The sequence below is a fragment of the Microbacterium sp. NPDC056569 genome, from assembly GCF_042793475.1.
Classification (GTDB): Bacteria; Actinomycetota; Actinomycetes; order Actinomycetales; family Microbacteriaceae; genus Microbacterium.
Genome location: NZ_JBHTUV010000002.1, coordinates 333,919 through 350,806, shown reverse-complemented (window position 1 = coordinate 350,806; position 16,888 = coordinate 333,919). Strand labels below are relative to the sequence as shown.

The following is a 16,888-nucleotide window of genomic DNA, read 5'->3' as shown; positions in this document are numbered from 1 at the left end:
TGGCAGGAGATGCAGCGCGGCAACGCGCGCTTCGTCGCCGGCGAACCCCGGCATCCCCGCCAGGACGTCGACACCCGGCACGAGCTCGCGGGAGGGCAGCGGCCGCGTGCGGCGCTCTTCGGCTGCGCGGACTCTCGCCTCGCCGCGGAGATCATCTTCGACAAGGGCCTCGGCGACCTCTTCGTCGTGCGCAACGCGGGTCAGGTCGTCTCGGAGTCCGTCGTCGGCAGCCTCGAGTACGCCGTGGCGGTGCTCGAGGTCCCGCTCATCGTCGTGCTCGGTCATGACGCGTGCGGCGCCGTGCGCGCCGCCATCGACAGCACGGATGCGGATGCCGACCCGCTCCCTCCGCACATCTGGAGGCTGATCTCGCCGATCGTGCCCGCGGTGCGCCGCGTGCAGCGCGCGTCAGCGGTCGACGGCGTCTACCCCGCCGAGATCGATGCCGAAGAGGTCGGCCGCGAGCATCTCCGCGACACCGTCGGAGAGCTGCTGCACTCGTCCGAGCTCATCAGCGCCGCCGTCGCCGAAGGGCGCCTCGCCATCGTCGGCGCCAACTACCGCCTCAGCGAGGGCACCGCGGTGCCCGACGTGATGGTCGGCATCACCGACGCCGCCTGAGCACCGCTTCCCCCAGACCCCTGTACCGACACGTGAGGAACAACGACGTGACCGACACCGAGTACCGCATCGAGCACGACACCATGGGCGAGGTGCGCGTTCCGAAGAACGCGCTCTACGCCGCGCAGACCCAGCGCGCGGTGGAGAACTTCCCGATCTCGGGCGACCGCCTGGAACCGGCCCAGATCGTGGCGCTCGCCCGCATCAAGAAGGCGGCGGCCCTCGCGAACAAGGAGCTCGGCACGCTCGACGGCGCCATCGCGGATGCCATCGCGGGTGCCGCCGACCGCATCATCGCCGGCGAGTTCGCCGACCAGTTCCCCATCGACGTCTACCAGACCGGCAGCGGCACGTCGTCGAACATGAACATGAACGAGGTGCTCGCGACCCTCGCCACGCAGGCGCTCGGCGCGACCGTGCACCCGAACGACCACGTCAACGCCTCGCAGTCGTCGAACGACGTGTTCCCGACCTCCGTGCACATCGCCGTCACGCAGGAGCTCATTGACGACCTGATCCCGGCGCTCGACCACCTCGCGGTCGCGCTCGAAGCCAAGGCCGACCTCTGGAAGAGCGTCGTGAAGTCCGGACGCACCCACCTCATGGACGCGACGCCCGTCACGCTCGGCCAGGAGTTCGGCGGCTACGCGCGCCAGATCCGCCTCGGCATCGAGCGTGTGCAGTCGGTGCTCCCCCGCGTCGCCGAGGTGCCGCTCGGCGGCACGGCCGTCGGCACGGGCATCAACACCCCCCTCGGCTTCCCGCAGCGCGTGATCGAGCTCATCGTCGCCGACACCGAGCTGCCCGTCACCGAGGCCAAGGACCACTTCGAGGCCCAGGCGAACCGCGATGCCCTGGTCGAGGCATCCGGCGCCCTCCGCACCATCGCGGTCTCGCTGACCAAGATCAACAACGATCTGCGCTGGATGGGCTCGGGGCCGAACACCGGCCTCGGCGAGCTCCACATCCCCGACCTGCAGCCCGGGTCGTCGATCATGCCGGGCAAGGTCAACCCCGTCATCCCCGAGGCGACGCTCATGGTGTGCGCCCGCGTGATCGGCAACGACGCGACCGTCGCGTGGGCCGGTGCCTCCGGCGCGTTCGAGCTCAACGTGGCGATCCCGATCATGGGCAGCGCCGTGCTCGAGTCGATCGAGCTGCTCGCGAACACCTCCCGCGTCCTCGCCGACAAGACCATCGACGGCCTCGAGGCGAACGTCGAGCGCGCCGCGGCGTACGCCGGCATGTCGCCGTCGATCGTCACGCCGCTCAACAAGCTCATCGGCTACGAGGCCGCCGCCAAGATCGCCAAGCACTCCGTCGCGAAGGGCATCACGGTGCGCGAGGCCGTGATCGACCTCGGCTACGTGGAGCGTGGCGAGCTCACGCTCGAGCAGCTCGACGAGAAGCTCGACCTTCTCTCGATGACGCACCCGGGCTGATCCGCCCGCCCCATGCCGCCAGCCGTGCGTCGGCGGGATAATCAGGACATGGCCCGAACGCCCCGCCCGGTTCCCGCGCGCGTCAGGATCCTCGCCGCGATCCTGGCGGTCGCGTGCGTGGGTCTCGCGATCGTGGGCAGCGTGACGTTCCTGGTGCAGCGCGAGCAGGCGCTGAACAGCGTCAACGAGCGCTTGAAGAACCAGGTCAAGGTCCTGGAATCCGTCGCGGACGGCACCACCGTCGACGCACCAGGCGGCGCGGCGGCCGCGACCGAGGATCTCGACAAGAACCAGTTCGAGAGCGTCGACGACTACCTGAAGGCGGTCGTCGCACGGCTGGTGCCGGCGCGGAACGAAGGCTCGATGGCGCTGATCGACGGGAGACCGAGATGGGTGCCGACGACACTCTCGGGCAACGACATCTCGACGAACGAGCAGCTCATCGACCGCGTCGTCGCCGAGACCGCCGGGGGCGATACGAAGTGGGGCACCGCGGTGACCGACCAGGGCTCCCTGCGCTACATCGCGATCCCGGTGCGGATGGACGGCGATCCCCGGCAAGGCCTCTACGTGCGCGCCGTCGACCTCGGCGCAGAGCTGCAGCCGGTGACCTTCGCCATGACGACCTACGTGATCGCAGCGGTTGCCGTCCTGATCGCCATCGGCGTCGTGGGCTGGTTCGTCACCGGCCGGCTGCTGTCGCCGATCCGCCACATGCGCGAGACGGCCGACGCGATCTCGATCTCGGATCTCTCCCACCGGCTGGAGCCCCAGGGCAACGACGACATCGCCGACCTGTCACGCACGGTCAACTCGATGCTCGACCGCATCGAGGACTCCGTCGACGGCCAGCGGCAGCTGCTGGACGACGTGCGCCACGAGCTGAAGACGCCGATCACGATCGTGCGCGGTCACCTCGAGCTCATGAACCCGCAGGACGCCGCGGACGTGGCGTCCGCGCGCGACATCGGCATCGCCGAGCTCGACCGTCTGACACGCCTCGTCGAAGACATCGACCTGCTCGCCACCGCCGAAGCCGACTCGTACACGCTCGATGAGGTCGACCTCGCGGCGCTCACGGAGCGCGTCGGCGAGCTCGTCGCCGTGATCCCGGGTCATGCCTGGACGGTTCAGGCCCGCGCCGAGGGCGAGACGATCGGCGATCAGGACCGGCTGCTGCAGGCCTGGCTGCAGCTCGCCGACAATGCCGCAAAGTACACGCCCGAGGGCAGCCCCATCGAGATCGGCAGCGCGCACACCGACGACGGCGCGCGCCTCTGGGTGCGCGACCACGGCCCCGGCATCCCACCGGGTGCGCGCGCGCGGATCTTCCGCCGCTTCGACCGCGCGCACGTGAAGCGCTCGGTCGGCGGCTCCGGTCTCGGTCTCGCGATCGTCGACGCCATCGCGAAGGGCCACGGCGGCCACTGCGTCGTCACCGACACTCCGGGCGGCGGCGCCACATTCACGATCCACCTGCCTCCGACGGAGGCCGAACTGCCGGCGCCGGTGCGTGCCGGAGACGTGCTGCAACGGGAGGCCGCCGGATGACCAGGATCCTCATCGTCGAGGACGAACCGCGGATCGCGGCTTTCGTGAGCCGCGGCCTCGAGGCGGCCGGCTACGAGACCCTCGTGTTCGAGGACGGCCCCGAGGGGCTCGAGGCTGCGCTCCGGGGTGACGGCGACCTCGTCCTCCTCGACGTCGGGCTGCCCACGATGGACGGGTTCGAAGTGCTGCGCGAGCTGCGCTCACGGGGCTCCGCGGTGCCGGTGATCATGCTCACGGCGCGGTCCAGCACGCGCGACACCGTCACGGGACTGGATGCCGGGGCCAACGACTACGTGCCCAAGCCGTTCACGTTCGAGGAGCTGCTCGCACGCGTCCGCTCGCGTCTGCGCGAGAGCGTGCCGCAAGCCGGGGTGTCGATCTCGCACGGTGATGTCGTGCTCGACATCCTGGCGCGCCGCGCCACGGTCGGCGGTCGCGAGATCGACCTGTCCGCGCGGGAGTTCTCGCTCGCCGAGCAGTTCCTGCGCAATCCCGGTCGCGTGCTCAGCCGCGAGCAGCTCCTGAGCCGGGTGTGGGGTCTCGATTTCGACCCCGGCTCGAACGTGGTCGACGTGTACGTGCGCTACCTGCGCGGAAAGCTCGGAGCCGACCACATCGTCACCGTCCGCGGCGCCGGCTACCGCTGGGAGTGAGCCGTCGGGCACCCGCGTCCCACGGGTGCCCGACGGCAAGAAGAAGCCCCCGGTGCTGGGGGACACCGGGGGCTGTGAAAGGCCGGACTGGGGGATCCGACCGTTGTCAGTCGCGCTTGTCTGGGGAATTGCGCGACTGGTCTTTCTTCTCGCCGTTTCCGGCGCCGTTGCCGTTGCCGACGTTCGAGCCCGCGTGAGCGGGACGCTGGGGGCCGGTCGATTGCCGACCGGAGTGCTTCTGCTCCTCCACGGGGGCCTGGCCGCCGACCTGACGCTGGGCAGGAGCAGGAGCAGGAGCAGGGGCTGGGGGCACAGGCGCCTGGACGAGGCCCTTGCGCTGCGTGTCCGCATCGCTGGACTCGAGGGAGCTGTTCGAGTCGCGCTGCCCGTTCCGTTCGTCGACCTCGCGCTGCAGGCGTGCCACGAGCGCATCGATGCGTCCGCTCGACCAGCCGTGCGCGACAGCCCAGTTGCGGACGGCATCCCAGCTCCCCGCGGCCTCGGCCGCGGCGATGGCGGAGTCGATGTCGTCGGATGCTGGCGGGACCTCGGGCCGCGCGGCCGCCGGGGGCGTCACCGGCGCGGGGGGCGTGCGCGTCGTGGTCGACTCGGACGGGGCCACGACGACCGGAGAGGGCGCCTCGACGACCTCCGGCGCGACCGCCGGGGTCAAGGCGTCCGGCGTCGCGGCCGGTGCAGGCCGCGCGGTCGCCGACGGGGAGGCTGCGGAGGGGACGACGACGTGCTTGGAGGCGACGGTCGTGCCCGCCGACTCGGCCAGTGCAGCGGTGTTCGCGAGGGCGACGGCGGTCACGACGGCGATGCTCGCAGCGACGGCGGTCATGCCGCCGATCACGAGCCCCGTGCGTGCTTCCACGTCTCGCCTGCCTTCCGTATGCGCGAAATCGTCTCCCCTCATCCATGGTGGCAGACCGATCGCGCCGCATGCGCCGCGGGCGATGAGACTTTCCTCATGCGCCGATGCCGCAGCGGGCCGGGATCCGCCATCCTGGCCCGCTGCGTCTTCAGCTGACTCCCGCGCCCGTCAGGCGAGCTCGCCTGCCTCGAGGAGGTCCGTGACGAGGGCCGCGATCGCCGAGCGCTCCGACCGCACCAGCGTGACGTGGCCGAACAGCGCGTGCCCCTTGAGCGTCTCGATGACCGACGCGACGCCGTCGTGGCGGCCGACCCGCAGGTTGTCGCGCTGGCCGACATCGTGGGTGAGCACGACGCGCGAGTTCTGCCCGATGCGGCTGAGCACCGTCAGCAGCACGTTGCGCTCGAGCGACTGCGCCTCGTCGACGATGACGAACGCGTCGTGCAGCGACCGGCCGCGGATGTGCGTGAGCGGCAGCACCTCGAGCAGTCCGCGCTCGACCACCTCGTCGAGCACGTTCGTCGAGACCACCGAGCCGAGGGTGTCGAACACCGCCTGACCCCAGGGGTTCATCTTCTCCTGCTGGTCGCCCGGGAGGTAGCCGAGTTCCTGCCCGCCGACGGCGAACAGGGGCCGGAACACGATGATCTTGCGCTGCTGCTGCCGTTCGAGCACCGCCTCCAGTGCCGCGCACAGGGCGAGCGCCGACTTGCCGGTGCCGGCGCGGCCGCCGAGCGAGACGATGCCCACCTCGGGGTCGAGCAGAAGATCGATGGCGATGCGCTGCTCGGCCGAACGCCCGTGCAGGCCGAACACCTCGCGGTCGCCCCGGACCAGACGGTACTCGCCGTCGCCCACGACGCGCCCGAGAGCCGACCCGCGTTCGGAGTGGATGATGAGCCCGGTGTTCACCGGGAGCCCCCGCACGTCTTCGCTCGCCGCCACCTCGCTCTCGTAGAGATCGCTGATGTCATCGCCCGACACGTCGATCTCGGAGATGCCGGTCCAGCCGGAGTCGACCGCCTGCTCGGCGAGGTACTCCTCCGCGGTGATGCCGAGGGACGCCGCCTTCACCCGCATGGGCAGGTCCTTCGAGACGACGGTGACCTCCTGCCCGTCCTGCGCGAGGTTCATCGCGATCGCGAGGATGCGGCTGTCGTTGTCGCCCAGCCGCATGCCCGAGGGCAGCACCGTCGCGTCGGTGTTGTTCAGCTCGACGCGCAGCGTGCCGCCCTGACCGACCGGAACGGGGAAATCGAGTCGTCCGTGCTCGACGCGCAGCTCGTCGAGGTGACGCAGCGCCTGCCGGGCGAAGTAGCCGATCTCGGGATCGTGCCGCTTGCCTTCGAGCTCCGTGATCACCACGACGGGGATCACGACGCTGTGCTCGGCGAAACGGAAGAACGCCCGCGGATCGCTGAGCAGCACTGACGTGTCGAGCACATAGGTGCGCAGATCCTGATCGGATGCTGCGACCTGCTCGAGGTCCTGACTGCGCTGCTCGTGTGGTGCTCGTGTGGTCACAACCCACTCCCGCCCCGGGTGGTTCACCCGGCAGTCACGAGTCGACCATGGGTCACGAGTCGCGATCCGGAAGGCCGACTCGACCGGGCTCCTTGCCCGATGCGCTCACGCTACGTCCGCCCCGCGACTTCGGACGCGCCGACACGCACGAACCTCGTTACGTGTTCGTGAACGGATGCTGCACGCCCGGCGTCCCCGCTCGTCACCAGACGCGCGACGACGAGAAGGCGGCGAGCGCGTCGCCGAACAGCCGCAGCGTGTCGGCGCCGGTGCCGACGTGCGGGGCGACGCGGAGGCGACCGGCACGCGTCGTGACCGTGAGCCCGTGGTTCGCGAGGGAGGCTGCGAGGGGGGCCGCGTCCTGCGGGGCCGGCTCCAGCGTCACGATGCCCGCGCGGCGCCCGGGCTCGCGGGGCGTGACCACCGGAACCTCGTAGCGATCCGCGAAGAACATGACGTCGGCCGCCCGCGCGGACAGCACCGACTCGATGTCGGCGACGCCGACGTCCACCACTTCGCGGAGCGCCGTCGCGAGACGCGCAGCGGCGAGGGTGTCGGGCTCGGAGACCGAGAACGCCTGGGCCGAGGGCGCCGGGGCGGGCACCGCGTCGACGGGCAGATCGCCCTCGACGCCGGCGAACCCCGAGAGCACCGGCGCGATCCGCTCGAGGGCTCGCTCGCCGAACCATGCGAACCCCGTGCCGCGGCCGGCGCGCAGCCACTTGTAGCCGTGCCCGCACACGACGTCGGCGGAGAGGTAGTCGGCGTCGACCATGCCGAAGCCCTGGATGGCGTCGACGATGAGGAGCCGGTCGCCGATCACCTCGCGGATCGCGGAGAGGTCGGCGCGGTAGCCGGTGCGGAAGTCGACGAGGCTCACGGCCACGGCGCGGGTGTCGCCCTGCAGCGCCGAACGGATCGCGTCCGGCGTCATGAATCCGTCGGCCGGCTCCACCCACTCCAGCTGCACCGAGCCGAACGCCTCCGAAGCGCGTGTCGCGGCGACCGTGAGGCTCGGGAACTCGCCGCGCGAGAGCATCAGCCCGCCCGCGAGCCCGTAGATCGCGTGCATGAGGCCGTACGTGGTGGACGGCTGCAGCGCCACCTGCGCAGCATCCGTGCCGATCAGCTCCGCGACCAGTTCGCGCGCCTCGCGCACGTGGTCGGCGACGAGCTCGATGCTCGTGCGTCGCCCCGAGCCGAGGAGTTCGGTGTCCCCCTGCGCCTCGCTGCGCACCGCAGGCGAGAGCGGCCCGAACGCCGCCCAGTCCAGATACCCCGGTTCCCCATCGAACGACGCCAGATACGCGTCCAGATCCGTCACGCGGATCATTCTGGCAGAGGTGCGAACACCCGTGCGAGCAGGCGGCTACCCGCCGTATCGGCGGTCCCGCGAGGCGAAGTCGCGGATCGCGCGCAGGAAGTCCACCTCGCGGAGATCCGGGCCGAGCGCCTCGACGAAGTAGAACTCCGAGTGAGCCGACTGCCACAGCAGGAAGTCGCTCAGGCGCTGCTCCCCCGACGTGCGGATGACGAGGTCGGGATCGGGCTGACCGCCGGTGTAGAGGTGCTCGCCGATCTGCTCGGGCGTGAGGCTCGCCGCGAGCTCCTCGAGCGAGCCGCCGCGCTCGTCGTGCTGCGCGATGATGCTGCGCACGGCGTCGACGATCTCGCCGCGACCGCCGTAGCCGACCGCGAGGTTGACGTGCATGCCCGCGTTGTCCTTCGTGCGGTCCTCGACGTCGGCGAGGACGCGCGCCAGGTCCGCCGGGAGCGCGTCGGCGCGGCCCACGTGCTTCACGCGCCAGTCGCGCTCGTGCGAGAGCTCGTCGGCGAGCTCGGCGATGATCTCGATGAGGTCGGAGAGCTCGCGCGAGTCGCGCTTGCGGAGGTTGTCGTTGGACAGCAGGTACAGCGATACGACGCGGATGCCCACGTCGTCGCACCAGCGCAGGAACTCCTTCATCTTGGCGGCGCCGGCCCGATGGCCGTGCGCGGCCGAGTCGTAGCCGAGCTGCTTGGCCCACCGCCGGTTGCCGTCGATCATCATCGCGAGGTGACGTGGCACGGAGGCCGGATCCAGGCGGCGCCGCAGGCGGGTGATGTAGAGCCGGTAGAGGGGCCCTCTGCCCTCGTTCGTCTCGCCGCGCGCCACACGCCTACGCTACCCCGCGCGCGACCCCGCCCCTAGCCTGAGACTCAGTGCCATGGACAGCGGCACTCAGTATGTTCCGCTCCCGGCATGCGGCCCCCTCTACGCTTAGGACATGAGCCGCCGTCGCAGTCTCCCCCGGGTCCCCGAGGTCCCCGTGCTGCCGTTGATGGACGCCGCGGCCGTCGACGCCGCGACGCCCGACATCAAACCGAGTTGGCGCGGCTGGATCCACGCGGCGACCTTCCCCATCGCGATCGCCGCCGGAATCGTGCTCATCGTGCTCGCGCAGGGGGCGCCGGCCAAGTGGGCCGCCGCGGTCTTCATGGCCACGTCGCTCCTCCTCTTCGGCAACTCCGCGCTGTATCACCGCTTCAACTGGAAGCCGAAGACCAAGGCGATCCTCAAGCGCATCGACCACGCGAACATCCTGCTGCTGATCGCGGGGACCTACACGCCCGTCGCGGTGCTCGCGCTTCCGCCGGAGCAAGGAGCCCTGCTGCTGATCCTCGTCTGGAGCGGCGCCCTCCTGGGCATCCTGTTCCGCGTCTTCTGGATCAACGCGCCCCGCTGGCTCTACGTCGCGCTCTATCTCCTGCTGGGGTGGGCGGCGGTCATGTACATCGTGCCGCTGTTCCAGGCCAGCGCGGCCATGATGGTCCTCATCGCCGTCGGCGGCCTGCTCTACACGGGCGGCGCCGTCGTCTACGCGCTCAAGCGCCCCAACCCGTGGCCCGGCCACTTCGGCTTCCACGAGATCTTCCACGTCTGCACGGTGCTGGCCTTCCTCTGCCACTGGACCGCGTGCCTGCTCATCGCGCTGGACCCGTACTCCCCATCGCTGGGGCTCCCGGGCTGATGACTTCGCGGATGCTGCGGCCGCAGCATCCGTCTCCGTCATCGTCCGCCGCGATCAGGCCTTCGGGGGCGCGCCCGCGTCGCCGCGGTCCTCGTCGGCCTCGGGGTCGATGCTCTCGTCGTCGACCTCGGTCGCCGCTGCGGCCTGCGCACCCTGCTCCTCGGCCTCCAGCTCCTCGCGGATGTCGGCGCGCACGCGGCCGCGGCGGATGCGCCGCATCATGTCCCACACCAGGAAGATGACCGCGACGGCGATCAGTGCCGTGACGAGGAAGCCCACGACGCCGGGAGTCACGAGATCGGGGTCGACCTCGGGCGTCGGAGTCGGCGTCGGAGTCGGCGCGGCGCTGAGGATTCCGGCGATCGCGTGCTGCATGGGGTCCTCGCTCTGCCCGCGGGGCGGGCGTTGTCGTCGGGGGTGCGCGCGAGCGCATAGCCTGGAGTTCCAGCCTAATCTTCCGATCCGGCACCCCGAGACCCCAGGAGCGGCGTGACCACCCAGGACATGCTCGACGAGCGCTACGGCCGTCGCCGTTCCCCGCTGCGCGGCTGGATCATCGGCGCGGGCATCCTCGTCGCGATCGCCGTCGTCGTCCTGTTCGGCTGGTTCACGGTGCAGGGCTCGCTGAACGCGGTCGACTCCGACACGACGTCGTTCGCCGTCACGGACGAGCACTCCGTCATGCTCGGATTCCAGATCACCGCTCCCCCGGGCGCGGCTGTCGCGTGCGCGATCGAAGCACAGGACGAGGAGCACGGCGTGGTGGGCTGGCGGGTTGTGGAGCTCCCCGCGTCCGAGCTCCACGCGCGCGCCTTCCGCGAGGCGATCCCGACGACCGCGCTCGCCACCACGGGCTTCGTCAACTCGTGCTGGGTGATGCCCGGATGAGTTTGTCCGAAAAGGCCCCGTGACGTAGTCTGGCGGGACATCAGCAGAATCGCGCCCTGGCCGTGAGCCGGGGCGTTCGGTTTATGCCCGCACCGCTCCGGCCGGACGCGGGCCCTACGAAGGAGTCAGCCGTGTCCACCGACGCCCCCGTGACCTTCCTCACCCAGGACGCCTACGATCGCCTGGCCGCCGAGCTCGAGCACCTCTCGACCACCGGCCGCGAGGAGATCGCCAAGCGCATCGAGGCCGCGCGCGAGGAAGGCGACCTCAAGGAGAACGGCGGCTACCACGCCGCCAAGGACGAGCAGGGCAAGCAGGAGGCGCGCATCCGCACGCTTCAGCACCTGCTCAAGACCGCGACCGTCAGTGAGGCTCCCCAGAGCAGCGGAGTCGTCGAACCCGGCACCGTCATCACCGCGATCGTCGCGGGCGGCGAAGAGGTCTTCCTCCTCGGCAACCGCGAGATCGCCGTCGGGTCCGAGCTCGACGTGTACAGCGAGGCCTCGCCGCTGGGCGTCGCGATCCTCGGCCGCAAAGAGGGCGAGAAGACCTCCTACACCGCTCCCAACGGCCGTGAGATCGCGGTCGAGATCGTCAAGGTCGAGACCTACAACGGTCAGTGAACCCCGGGCGGCCTCGGAGACGTCTCCGGGGTCGCCGGGTGCGGCCCGCTAGTCCTGAACGACCGTGGGCGCGTAGCCCGCGTCCTCGAGCACCGAGATGACGTGCGCGCGGTGCTCCTCGCCGCGCGTCTCCACGCTCAGCTGCAGGATCACCTCGCTGATCTGGATCCCCTGCCCGTGGCGGGTGTGCAGCACCTCGATGACGTTCGCGCCGGCGATGGCCAGCAGTTCCGAGACCCGCGCGAGCTGGCCGGGACGATCCGGCAGCGGGATGCGCAGCGTCATGTACCGACCGGATGCCGCGAGCCCGTGCGCGACGACGCGCTGCAGCAGCAGCGGGTCGATGTTGCCGCCCGAGAGCACCGTCACGGTCGGGCCGGTCGCGACGACCTTGCCCGCCAGGATCGCCGCCACGCCGACGGCGCCCGCCGGCTCGACCACCTGCTTAGCGCGCTCGAGGAGCACCAGCAGGGCGCGGGCGATGTCGTCCTCGCTCACCGTGACGACCTCGTCGACGAGGTCGCGGATGATCTCGAACGGCAGGTCCCCCGGCCGGGCGACCGCGATGCCGTCGGCGATCGTGGGCGAGGTCGGGACCTCGAGCGGATGCCCCGCACGCAGCGACGGCGGATACGCGGCGGAGTTCTCCGCCTGCACGCCGATCACGCGCACCGTGCGACCTTCGGCGGCGGCACGCGCCTTGACGGCGGCCGCGACGCCGGCGACGAGGCCGCCCCCGCCGATCCCGAGGACGACCGTGTCGAGGTCGGGCAGTTCGTCCATGAGCTCGAGGCCCAAAGTGCCCTGACCGGCGATGACATCGTGGTGGTCGAAGGGGTGGATGAACACCGCGCCGGTGCGGTCGGCGAACTCCGCCGCCAGGCGCAGCGGCGTCTCGACGGTCGCTCCCTCGAGCACCACGTCGGCGCCGTACCCGCGGGTGGCGAGGAGCTTCGGCACCGGCACGCCGAGCGGCATGAAGATCGTGGCGTGGATGCCGAGCGCCTTGGCCGCCAGCGCCACGCCCTGGGCGTGGTTCCCGGCGGAGGCCGCCACGACGCCGCGGGCGCGCTCCTCGGCGGTGAGCCGCGAGAGGCGGTACGTCGCGCCGCGGATCTTGAACGAACCCGTGCGCTGCAGATTCTCGAGCTTGAGGTGCACCGGCACGCCGAGGACGTCCGAGAGGTGCTGCGAGGCGTCGAGCGGCGTGCGCGCGATGACGCCCTCGAGCGTGGCCGCGGCATCCTCGAAGTCCGCGAGCGTGGGAACGGCGGACGCGAGGGAGGGCGCGATCGGCACCGCGTCGGAGGCCTGGTCGGCGGAAGATGTGGCGGTGGTCACGAACGGACCCTCCTCTGCCGGGGAACGGTGCTCCAGATGAGATCCCCGGTGGGTCTGGCGCCGGTCTCCCATGCGCGTTCGGCGAGGTAGACCGCGACGACGTTGACGAACGCGGCGAGGGGCACGGCGAAGAGCGCACCCGGGATGCCGGCGATCATCGCACCGCCGGCCACGACGAGCACCACCGCGAGCGGGTGGACCTTGACGGCCGAGCCCATGAGCAGCGGCTGGAGCACATGACCCTCGAGCTGCTGCACGCCGAGGACGACGACAAGCATCCACAGCGCGATCCACGGGCCGTTGTAGACGAGCGCGAGGAAGACGGCGACCGTTCCCGTGACGACGGCACCGACGATCGGGACGAACGCGCCGAGGAAGACGAGCACGGCGACGGGGATGGCGAGCGGCACCCCGAGGAGCGCGGCACCGAGGCCGATCCCGATGGCGTCGATCGTCGCGACCAGCAGCTGCGTGCGCGCGTAGTTGACGACGGTGATCCAGCCGGCGCGGCCGGCTCCGTCCGCGGCGGGGCGGGCCTTCTTGGGGAACAGCCGGAGCGTCCAGCGCCAGATGCCCGCGCCGTCGGCGAGGAGACAGAGCAGGATGAAGAACGCGAGCACGGCGCCGGTGACGACGTGGCCGATGGTGGAGCCGATGGCAAGGGCGCCCGACCACAGCAGCTCGGCCTGCTGCTGCAGGAAGGCCCAGCCCTGGGCGAGCAGATCATCGATCTGGTCCTCGCTCAGGTGCAGCGGGCCGTCGATGAGGTACTGCCGGAACTGCCCGACCGCCGCGACGGTGCTCGCCTGCACCGAGTCCCATTGCCGCACGATCTGCCACACGACGAGCCAGAGCAGTCCGGTGACGATCGCGAGAGTGCCGACCACCGAGATGACGATGGCCAGCCACCGCGGGACCCGGCGCCGCAGCATCCAGGCGAAGGCGGGCCACAGCAGGGCGGTGATGAGGATGGCGATCAGCAGCGGGATCACCAGCAGCTTCAGCTGGATCACGAGCCACACGCCGACGCCGATCGCCGCGGCGACGACGATGAGCCGCCAGGAGTAGGCGGTCGCGACCCGCAGGCCGCGCGGCACCGCGGAAGACGTCTCGGTGGAGACGACCCTGCTGCGGTCGCGGACGGCGTCGAAGATGGAGCCGCGGGCCTTTTCGTCGGAGCCGCTCATTGGGCCAGTCTAGGCGCGTCGCATTCCGCGCCGGTCATGAACGGGAGGCGGTGGGATGTCGGAGCCTCGGGCTACGCTGGCGCGCGTGAAGTCCTCCCTCAGCGCCGCAGAGGCGCGTCGCGTGGCCCTCGCCGCTCAAGGTCTCGGGCGGCCGCGCCCCGCCACCGCCGGCACGCGGCAGCTGAACGGCGCGCTCGCCCGCATGGCGACGCTGCAGATCGACTCGGTCAACGTCTTCGCCCGCTCCCACTACATGCCGCTCTTCTCGCGGGTCGGCGCCTACGACACCGCGGCGCTCGACCGCCTGCTCTTCGCGCGGCGCTCCCCGTACGTGGAGTACTGGGCGCACGTCGCGGCGTTCATCCCCGCCGACGACTGGGGACTGTTCGACTTCCGCATGCAGGCGCTGCGCGCGAAGTACGGCAGCAAGCCCGGCGGCTGGTTCGACTCGAACCGCGACATCGTCGACTGGGTGCGCGCGGAGCTCGCCGACCGCGGTCCGCTCCGCCCTGCGCAGATCGAGCACGACGCCAAGGAGAGCGCTCGAGGCCCCTGGTGGGACTGGGACGTCGTCAAGCAGGCCCTCGAGTACCTCTGGATGTTCGGTGAGGTGGCGATCGCGGGCCGGCGGGGCTTCGAGCGGCGCTACGGCCTCGCGGAGCACGTGATTCCGCGCAACGTGCTCGAGGCTCCGGTCCCCCGCGACGACGCGGTGCGCGAACTCGTGCGACGGGCGGCGCGCGCCTACGGCGTCGCGACCGCCGCCGACATCGCCGACTACTGGCGCATCGCCGACCGCAAGGCCGTGACGACCGCCCTCGACGACCTCGTCGACGCCGGCGAGCTGCACCCGGTCACCGTCGAGGGGTGGACCACTGCGGGGCGCCCGGCGAAGGCGTGGCTGCAGAACGACGCCGTCGTGCCCCGCAAGGTCGACGCCGCCGCCATCCTGACGCCCTTCGACCCGGTCGTGTGGTTCCGCGACCGCGCCGAACGGCTCTTCGACTTCGAGTACCGCATCGAGATCTACACGCCGGCGCCGCGGCGGCGCTACGGCTACTACTCGCTGCCCGTGCTCATCGGCGACGACATCGTCGGCCGCGTCGATCTCAAGGCCGACCGCGCAGCGTCCACGCTGCTCGTCCAGTCGGCGTGGTGGGAGCACGGCAGACCGGCGGATGCCGCGCCCCGCCTCGCGGACGAGCTCCGGCTCGCCGCCGCCTGGCAGGGGCTCGAGTCGATCTCGATCTCGCGCTGGGGGGATGCCACCGACGACCTCGCGCGGGTCATGCCCGAGGCGGCCCGCCACGAGGCCGGTCCCGCCGCGCCGGTGCCGCTCGCGGCAGACGAACCCGGGGCCGATCCACGCGATCTCGCGGCCCAGGAGCTCGCGAGCTGACCCGCCGGCACGGGGGTCAGGCGCCCGGCCCGACCACGTCGAGCCCGAGCCAGCGGGCGAGGTCCTGGATCTCGGCATCCACCGACTCCCGGATCCGGTCGGTGAACGGCTCGTCCTCGTGCACGGCGTGCACGCGGAGCACACCGGCTTTGCGGTCCGCCTTGGCGTCGAGCTTGCCGATGAAGCGGTCGCCGTGGAGGATCGGCAGCGCGAAGTAGCCCCATCGCCGCTTCGCGGCGGGCTTGTACATCTCGAGCAGGTACTCGTAGCCGAAGAGCTCCTCGAGCCGCCGCCGATCGAACACCAGGCGGTCGAAGGGCGACAGCAGCGCCGTGCGTCCGGCGAACCCGTCGAGGGCGGCGACGCCGTCGGGATCGACGCGCCAGAGGCCGTCGACGCCGTCGACGATCGCCTCCTCGCCGATCTCGCCGACGTCTATCGGCTCGAAGGCCTGTGCGACGCCCTTCGCCCGCGCGATCCCGAGCGACGCCAGCCGGCGCGCGGCGCGCTCGCGCGCCGCGGCATCTTCCGTCAGCGAGGGCAGGTCGGCCGGGTAGACGCGTTCGGCGATGTCGAACAGGCGGCCCGCCGCATCCCGCGAGGAGATCGCGACGTCACCGCAGAGCACGAGCATCTCGAGGAGCTGCATCGAGTTGCGATTGTTCGTCCAGCCCGACGAGCGCCAGGACACCTGGGCGGCGTCGGGGATGTCGGCGGCGCGCAGCGGCCCCTCGGCGCGGAGGCGGGCGAGCACCTCGCGGCGGAACACGTCGTTGGCCGCCAGCCAGTCCCGCGCCTGCGCCGACTGCGGCCGACGTCGCATCTCGGGGATGAGAAGGGCGAGATCGGTCATCGCGCGGTAGAAGCCGCCCCACTCGAACACCGCACGGTCCTCCTCGAACAGGCGCACGAGATCCGAGGGCTGGTAGGGCCAGCCGAGCCGGCTCCACAGGATGAGGTCGGCGCTCGGAGCGATCGCCGCGGTCGGCTCGATGTTCACCACCGTGAGTGCATCGATCGTCTCGACGATGCCGGCCGGCCGCGCGGCCTGCAGCAGCTGCCCGCTCACCGCGATGCGGCGCGCCTGCTCACGCGTCAGCCGATGGACCATTCCCCGACGCTACCGCCGGCGGACGACACGATGCCGTCGGAGTCGGAGTCGGGTCAGAATTGCACGCGCGGCGGCTCGGAGATGGCGGCGCCGTCGATCACCTCGAAGAACTCGCGCTCGTGGAAGCCCAGATTGCGCGCGAACAGGTTGTTCGGGAACACCTTGATCTTCGTGTTGAGCTCACGCACGCCGCCGTTGTAGAACCGGCGAGAGGCCTGGATCTTGTCTTCGGTGTCGACGATCGACTGCTGCAGCTGCAGGAAGTTCTGGCTCGCCTGCAGCTGCGGGTAGGCCTCGGCGACGGCGAACAGCGACTTCAGCGCCTGCTGCAGGTGTCCTTCGGCGATGCCCGCCTCCGCGGGGCCCGATGCCGACAGCGTCTCGGCCCTGGCGCGCGTGACGTTCTCGAACACGGCCTTCTCGTGCGCAGCGTACCCCTTCACGGCCTCGATGAGGTTCGGCAGCAGATCGGCTCGACGCTTGAGCTGCACGGTGATGTCGCTCCACGCCTCATCCACCCGCACATTCAGCTGGACGAGCGAGTTGTACGTCGCCCAGAGATAGATGCCGACGATGACGACGAGCGCCACCACGATGAGGACTGGGATCAGCCATTCCATTGCCGAGGCTCCGTTCGATAGTGACCTCATCCTACCGACG

Annotated in this window: 17 protein-coding genes; 8 read left to right on the top strand and 9 right to left on the bottom strand. The window is 70.9% G+C overall.

Annotated elements, in window-relative coordinates:
• The first annotated feature begins 9 nt into the window (after positions 1 to 9).
• Genes ACFQ7C_RS03965 through ACFQ7C_RS03950 form a run of 4 tightly spaced genes read left to right on the top strand, consistent with a single transcriptional unit; the run spans position 10 to position 4,267 of the window.
• Complete coding sequence (locus ACFQ7C_RS03965; protein WP_378898283.1) at positions 10 to 621, top strand: carbonic anhydrase; 612 nt, start codon at positions 10 to 12, stop codon at positions 619 to 621.
• Between the two features lie 47 nt (positions 622 to 668).
• Positions 669 to 2,063 (top strand): class II fumarate hydratase, encoded by a 1,395-nt coding sequence (locus ACFQ7C_RS03960; RefSeq protein ID WP_378898144.1) that lies wholly within the window; start codon positions 669 to 671, stop codon positions 2,061 to 2,063.
• A 48-nt stretch (positions 2,064 to 2,111) separates the two neighbouring features.
• Positions 2,112 to 3,614: an ATP-binding protein gene (locus tag ACFQ7C_RS03955; protein ID WP_378898142.1), complete on the top strand. Its 1,503-nt coding sequence runs from the start codon at positions 2,112 to 2,114 to the stop codon at positions 3,612 to 3,614.
• On the top strand, positions 3,611 to 4,267 hold the full coding sequence (locus ACFQ7C_RS03950; protein WP_378898140.1) for a response regulator transcription factor: 657 nt from the start codon (positions 3,611 to 3,613) through the stop codon (positions 4,265 to 4,267). The genes ACFQ7C_RS03955 and ACFQ7C_RS03950 overlap by 4 nt, the downstream gene beginning before the upstream one ends.
• A gap of 106 nt (positions 4,268 to 4,373) precedes the next feature.
• Here ACFQ7C_RS03950 and ACFQ7C_RS03945 read toward each other — a convergent pair whose 3' ends face one another.
• The 4 genes from ACFQ7C_RS03945 to ACFQ7C_RS03930 form a co-directional block, all read right to left on the bottom strand.
• Positions 4,374 to 5,144, bottom strand: coding sequence for a hypothetical protein (locus tag ACFQ7C_RS03945; protein WP_378898138.1), 771 nt, complete (start codon positions 5,142 to 5,144; stop codon positions 4,374 to 4,376).
• A gap of 168 nt (positions 5,145 to 5,312) precedes the next feature.
• Complete coding sequence (locus ACFQ7C_RS03940; protein WP_378898136.1) at positions 5,313 to 6,668, bottom strand: PhoH family protein; 1,356 nt, start codon at positions 6,666 to 6,668, stop codon at positions 5,313 to 5,315.
• A 202-nt stretch (positions 6,669 to 6,870) separates the two neighbouring features.
• Positions 6,871 to 8,001 (bottom strand): aminotransferase class V-fold PLP-dependent enzyme, encoded by a 1,131-nt coding sequence (locus ACFQ7C_RS03935; RefSeq protein ID WP_378898134.1) that lies wholly within the window; start codon positions 7,999 to 8,001, stop codon positions 6,871 to 6,873.
• Between the two features lie 36 nt (positions 8,002 to 8,037).
• On the bottom strand, positions 8,038 to 8,823 hold the full coding sequence (locus tag ACFQ7C_RS03930) for an isoprenyl transferase (RefSeq protein WP_378898132.1): 786 nt from the start codon (positions 8,821 to 8,823) through the stop codon (positions 8,038 to 8,040).
• Positions 8,824 to 8,935: 112 nt separating this feature from the next.
• Here ACFQ7C_RS03930 and ACFQ7C_RS03925 point away from each other — a divergent pair, with 112 nt between their 5' ends.
• Positions 8,936 to 9,679 (top strand): hemolysin III family protein, encoded by a 744-nt coding sequence (locus ACFQ7C_RS03925; protein ID WP_378898130.1) that lies wholly within the window; start codon positions 8,936 to 8,938, stop codon positions 9,677 to 9,679.
• 54 nt (positions 9,680 to 9,733) lie between these two features.
• On the opposite strand, the gene ACFQ7C_RS03920 is transcribed toward ACFQ7C_RS03925, so the two are convergent.
• Complete coding sequence (locus ACFQ7C_RS03920; protein WP_378898128.1) at positions 9,734 to 10,054, bottom strand: hypothetical protein; 321 nt, start codon at positions 10,052 to 10,054, stop codon at positions 9,734 to 9,736.
• 114 nt (positions 10,055 to 10,168) lie between these two features.
• Between ACFQ7C_RS03920 and ACFQ7C_RS03915 the strand changes: the two genes are divergently transcribed.
• Both ACFQ7C_RS03915 and greA read left to right on the top strand, forming a co-directional pair.
• Entirely contained in the window at positions 10,169 to 10,567 is a 399-nt protein-coding gene (locus ACFQ7C_RS03915; protein WP_378898126.1) for a DUF4307 domain-containing protein, read from the top strand.
• Between the two features lie 131 nt (positions 10,568 to 10,698).
• A complete protein-coding gene (greA, locus tag ACFQ7C_RS03910; protein WP_341998276.1) occupies positions 10,699 to 11,190 on the top strand; it encodes a transcription elongation factor GreA in 492 nt (163 codons plus the stop codon).
• Between the two features lie 48 nt (positions 11,191 to 11,238).
• Here the strand turns inward: greA and ilvA are convergent, their stop codons facing one another.
• On the bottom strand, positions 11,239 to 12,483 hold the full coding sequence (gene ilvA, locus ACFQ7C_RS03905) for a threonine ammonia-lyase (RefSeq protein ID WP_378898282.1): 1,245 nt from the start codon (positions 12,481 to 12,483) through the stop codon (positions 11,239 to 11,241).
• A gap of 44 nt (positions 12,484 to 12,527) precedes the next feature.
• Positions 12,528 to 13,718, bottom strand: coding sequence for an AI-2E family transporter (locus ACFQ7C_RS03900; RefSeq protein WP_378898123.1), 1,191 nt, complete (start codon positions 13,716 to 13,718; stop codon positions 12,528 to 12,530).
• A gap of 85 nt (positions 13,719 to 13,803) precedes the next feature.
• Here ACFQ7C_RS03900 and ACFQ7C_RS03895 point away from each other — a divergent pair, with 85 nt between their 5' ends.
• Positions 13,804 to 15,117 (top strand): winged helix-turn-helix domain-containing protein, encoded by a 1,314-nt coding sequence (locus ACFQ7C_RS03895; protein WP_378898121.1) that lies wholly within the window; start codon positions 13,804 to 13,806, stop codon positions 15,115 to 15,117.
• Between the two features lie 16 nt (positions 15,118 to 15,133).
• Here ACFQ7C_RS03895 and ACFQ7C_RS03890 read toward each other — a convergent pair whose 3' ends face one another.
• Positions 15,134 to 16,228 carry a DNA glycosylase AlkZ-like family protein gene (locus ACFQ7C_RS03890; protein ID WP_378898119.1) on the bottom strand — a complete coding sequence of 365 codons (1,095 nt, stop codon included), beginning with the start codon at positions 16,226 to 16,228 and terminating at the stop codon, positions 15,134 to 15,136.
• A gap of 53 nt (positions 16,229 to 16,281) precedes the next feature.
• Entirely contained in the window at positions 16,282 to 16,848 is a 567-nt protein-coding gene (locus tag ACFQ7C_RS03885) for a LemA family protein (RefSeq protein ID WP_378898117.1), read from the bottom strand.
• Positions 16,849 to 16,888 lie beyond the last annotated feature (40 nt).

Excerpts from the sequence above, each read along its gene's own strand:
- ACFQ7C_RS03965 (WP_378898283.1), top strand. The coding sequence starts at position 10 with ATGCAGCGCGGCAACGCGCGCTTCGTCGCCGGCGAACCCCGGCATCCC.
- ACFQ7C_RS03955 (WP_378898142.1), top strand. The coding sequence starts at position 2,112 with ATGGCCCGAACGCCCCGCCCGGTTCCCGCGCGCGTCAGGATCCTCGCC.
- ACFQ7C_RS03950 (WP_378898140.1), top strand. The coding sequence starts at position 3,611 with ATGACCAGGATCCTCATCGTCGAGGACGAACCGCGGATCGCGGCTTTC.
- ACFQ7C_RS03935 (WP_378898134.1), bottom strand. The coding sequence starts at position 8,001 with ATGATCCGCGTGACGGATCTGGACGCGTATCTGGCGTCGTTCGATGGG.
- ACFQ7C_RS03925 (WP_378898130.1), top strand. The coding sequence starts at position 8,936 with ATGAGCCGCCGTCGCAGTCTCCCCCGGGTCCCCGAGGTCCCCGTGCTG.
- ACFQ7C_RS03920 (WP_378898128.1), bottom strand. The coding sequence starts at position 10,054 with ATGCAGCACGCGATCGCCGGAATCCTCAGCGCCGCGCCGACTCCGACG.
- ACFQ7C_RS03900 (WP_378898123.1), bottom strand. The coding sequence starts at position 13,718 with ATGAGCGGCTCCGACGAAAAGGCCCGCGGCTCCATCTTCGACGCCGTC.
- ACFQ7C_RS03890 (WP_378898119.1), bottom strand. The coding sequence starts at position 16,228 with ATGGTCCATCGGCTGACGCGTGAGCAGGCGCGCCGCATCGCGGTGAGC.
- ACFQ7C_RS03885 (WP_378898117.1), bottom strand. The coding sequence starts at position 16,848 with ATGGAATGGCTGATCCCAGTCCTCATCGTGGTGGCGCTCGTCGTCATC.